Source organism: Pseudomonas lundensis, assembly GCF_001042985.1.
Classification (GTDB): Bacteria; Pseudomonadota; Gammaproteobacteria; order Pseudomonadales; family Pseudomonadaceae; genus Aquipseudomonas; species Aquipseudomonas lundensis.
This window is the reverse complement of sequence record NZ_JYKY01000062.1, coordinates 1-2,752: the sequence shown is the minus strand read 5'-3', so window position 1 is coordinate 2,752 and position 2,752 is coordinate 1. Positions and strand designations below refer to the sequence as shown.

Here is a 2,752-nt window from a genome sequence, read left to right as displayed (position 1 = left end):
TTCAGCTTGCCCGGCCCGTTCCCGATTGACTGGACACGCACCTACTACTCACGCCTGAGTGCCTATGATCAAGGCGCCCTGGGCGCGCGCTGGATCACCGAATTCACCACCCGCTTTGACCTGCACGACAAGGGGCTGGTGTTCCACGATTCTGACGGCCGTGAGCATAAATACGCACTCAAACCCGTCGGCCAGGCGCACTACGACGCCATCGAAAACCTGACGCTGGTCCGCGTCACGGAAAACACCCTGTTGCTGTGCCGTGGCTTTGAGCGCAAGGAAAGCTACGTTCGTCACGGCGATTGCTTCCTGCTCGCGCAAATCGAACTGCGCAACGGCGCAGGCGTCATGCTGCACCACGAATACCGCCACGCTGACCAGCCGGTATTGTCCGACCTCATCACCTACCAGGGCGACCTCGACAACGTCCATTTACATCTGGGTACGATGATCGACGAACACGGGCGCCTCACAGGCCTGTGGGAAATCCGCGACAGCGCGCCGGTGCGCCAACTGGCGGCCTACTACTACGATGCCCACGGCGACCTGATCAACGCCCAGGACGAAAACGGTGCGGCGTGGAGCTACCAATACCAGCACCACCTGATCACCCGCTACACCGACCGCACAAATCGCGGCATGAACCTGCAATGGCAAGGCACAGGGCCCGATGCCAAGGCCATCCGTGAATGGGCCGACGACGGCAGCTTCGACACCCGCCTGGAATGGGATGAAAACATCCGTCTGACCTACGTCACCGATGCCCACGGCCACGAGACCTGGCACTACTACGACATCCTCGGCTACACCTACCGCATCCGCCATGCCGACGGGCGCTCGGAATGGCTGTTCCGTGACGACGCGAAAAACATCGTGCGCCACGTGCATCCCGACGGCAGCACCGACCGCTACGCGTACGACGATCGCAGCAACCTGCTCGAACATACCCGCGCCGACCACAGCGTCATGCACTACGCCTACGACGATCACGATCAACTGATCAAAATCAGCGACGCCGAAGGTGGCCTGTGGCTGCGTGACTACGACGATCAGGGCAACCTGATCGAAGCCGTCGACCCGCTGGGCAACACAACCGAATACGCCTACAACGATTCCGGCCTACCGACCGCGATCAAAGATGCCAACGGCAACGAAAAAGCCCTCGCCTACAACGACGCCGGGCAACTTATCGAGTACACCGACTGCTCCGGCAAAACCAGCGCTTGGGAATACAACGACCTCGGTCAGATGGTCTGCTTCACCGATGCGGCGGGCAACACAACCGAGTACCTCTACAAAGCCGGTCAACTGATCCATATCAAGCACCCCGATAACACCGAAGAGCGCTTCAGCCGCGACGCCGAAGGCCGACTGCTGGCCCACACCGATGGCCTCAACCGCTGCACCACCTGGACCTACACCGCTGCCGGGCTGATCGACGAGCGAGTGGATGCCGCCGAACAAACCCTGCGCTACCGCTGGGACCGTCTTGGGCAACTGCTTGCGCTGGAAAATGAAAACCAGCAGAAGGCTCTTTTTCACTACGACCCCGTAGGCCGCTTGCTTAAAGAGACCGGCTTTGACGGACGCAGCACCCTGTACGCGTACGACGAATCAACCGGACGCCTGACCAGCACCCGCGACGGCCAGCGCGTCACCGAAGTGCAGTTCGACCCCACAGGTCGCCTGATCGAACGCAGCGCACGCCTGAACAACACCTCGCAAACCGAAACCTTCGCCTACGACGGCAACGGCAATTTGGTCATGGCCAGCAACGCCGACAGCCGCCTGCAATGGTTCCACGACCCGGCGGGCAACCTGCTGCGCGAACACCAGCACTACCTGAGTTTGCAAACCCCGGTGGTTGCCGTGTGGCAGCACGAATACGACGTGCTCAACCAACGCATCGCCACCACCCGCCCGGACGGCCACAGAGTCAGCTGGCTGACCTACGGCAGCGGCCACCTGCTGGGCCTGCGTCTCGACGAACACGAACTGATCGGCTACGAACGCGACGACCTGCACCGCGAAGTCGCCCGCCACCAAGGCAACCACCTGCTACAAACCCAACAATGGGACCCGGCCGGGCGCCTGCAAGAACAGCTTTTAGGCCGCAGCGACGACAAAACCACCCTGCTCAAACGCACCTATCAGTACGACGCAGCCAGCCAACTGACCGACATCCACGACAGCCGTCGTGGGCCGCTGTCCTACCGCTACGACCCGGTTGGCCGACTGCTCAACGCCACCAGCCGCCTGGGCGTCGAAACCTTCGCCTTCGACCCGGCCAGCAACCTGCTGGACGAACAAAATCAACAGGTCCAACGACCGCTGGAGCAAAAAACCAAACGCAACAAACTCATGGACAACCTGCTGCGCGAATACGCCGGCAGCCACTACGACTACGACGAACGCGGCAACCAGATCCGCCGCTGGCACAACGGCCAGCAAAGCCGCCTGCACTGGGACCTGTTTGACCGCCTGGTACGCTTTGAAAACAGCCAACTGAGCGTCGACTACGCCTACGACCCGCTGGGCCGTCGTCTGTACAAACACTCCAACGCCCACCACCGCAACCGCTCCGAAGCGGGCTCGCAGTGGAACCGCAACGAACAGGCGCGCAAACAGCGGGAACTGGGGTGCGGCTTCACGTTATTCGGCTGGGACGGCGACACCCTCGCTTGGGAAAGCAGCCCCGCGCAGGCCGATGGCGCGAGCGGCAAAACCGTCCACTACCTCTACGAACCCGGCA

Annotated in this window: 1 protein-coding gene; it reads left to right on the top strand. The window is 61.8% G+C overall.

Annotated elements, in window-relative coordinates; genetic code table 11:
* On the top strand, window positions 1-2,752 hold a 2,752-nt coding region (locus tag TU74_RS22815), incomplete at both ends, for a DUF6531 domain-containing protein (RefSeq protein WP_048377743.1).